1 protein-coding gene is annotated in these 1,323 nt (G+C 72.5%); it reads right to left on the bottom strand.

Annotated elements, in window-relative coordinates; genetic code table 11:
* On the bottom strand, window positions 1-941 hold a 941-nt coding region (locus AA75_RS26240; protein ID WP_158515570.1), incomplete at its 3' end, for an AAA family ATPase.
* Between the last annotated feature and the right edge of the window lie 382 nt (window positions 942-1,323).

Below are 1,323 nucleotides of genomic sequence, written 5' to 3'. Positions count from 1 at the left end.
AGCGGCTCCAGCGCCTGCACCGGGTTGCCCTCCAGCCCGGCGACCGTGCCGGCCACCGCCGGCGGCACCGGCGCGTCGAGTACGGCGAGCGCCTCGGCCATCGCCCGGGCCGGGGCCGGCAGCCGGGCGAGCATCTGACGTACCGCGCCTTCCAGGGAGGCGGACACCAGTACCACCGCGTCCTGGTCGATCAGTGTGTCCGCCGTGTTCGCGGCCAGGATCGAGCGAAGGTACAACGGGTGCCCGCCGGTCAGTTCCCACAGCCGCTTGGCCAGGGCCTGCGACGCGGCTCCGCGCACCCCGGCGGTTTCGACGATCTGCGCCACGGCCTGCTGCGGCAGTCCCTCCAACGGCAGGTCCCGTACCCGGGGCGTGCCGCGCGCCAGGCGTCGCCACTGGGCCGCACGCGCGGGCGGGACCGCTCCTTCGAGCCCGTCGACGGCCGCTCCTGCACCGGCTTCGGTGCGGGCGGTCGCGATCACCAGCACCCGGTCGGCCCGCAACCGGCGCAGCATGAAGCCCACGGCCGTCAAAGACGCCTCGTCGGCCCAGTGCACGTCGTCGACGACCACGATGACCGGTCCCACCTCCTGGGCCGTGCTCAGCAACTCCACCAGCCGGGCGCCCACCATCACGGGCGGGACGTGCGGCCCGAGTCCCCGATCCGTGACCATCGAGTTCGCCTCCGACCGCGGATCGGCCTGGCGCAGCCACTGCTCGACCACCGAGAACGGCCAGTCCTGCTCGGCCGGGTCGCACGACGCCCACCACACGGAGAAGCCCTCAAGGCCTTCGATCGCCCGGCGGACCAGCGCGGTCTTCCCGATTCCCGCCGCCGCTTCCACGATCAGCAGCGACGGCTCACCTGCCGCGGCCTTGTGCGCAGCCTGCGCCACCACATCGAGCTCCGCCGTGCGGCCGACGAACGCCGGCTGGCCCACGACCACTCCTCCGGTGGCCGCCCGGCTCGAAGCACCCCAGCGTGCGTCCATCTGCAGCTCCCCGCGGGTGGTTTCTCCCGTGGACGATCGGCGTTACGACTCCATCATGCGCCCGGGCGGTGGCTGCCGTGGAGTGCCGTGCCCGCCGACGGCCCGCCGGGGGCATCGTGGAAGCCCTCGACGATCACAAGCCACGGCGATCCCGTCACGGACTTTCCGGTCGAAATGTCCGCGGCCGGTAGATCCGATGACGGTTGCGCCGCCGGATTCGGGGATCGGCGTGATGATCGCGTCGGCCGGGATGGTCTGTGTGGTGGCGGTCGGGGTCAGGTGAGTGCTGTGCGGAGGTGGCGGCGGGAGGTGATGCCGAGTTTTTCGTAGA

This window comes from Kitasatospora sp. MBT63 (assembly GCF_000710465.2).
In the GTDB taxonomy this organism is placed as follows: Bacteria; Actinomycetota; Actinomycetes; order Streptomycetales; family Streptomycetaceae; genus Kitasatospora.
This window is presented reverse-complemented; position numbering and strand designations above follow the sequence as displayed.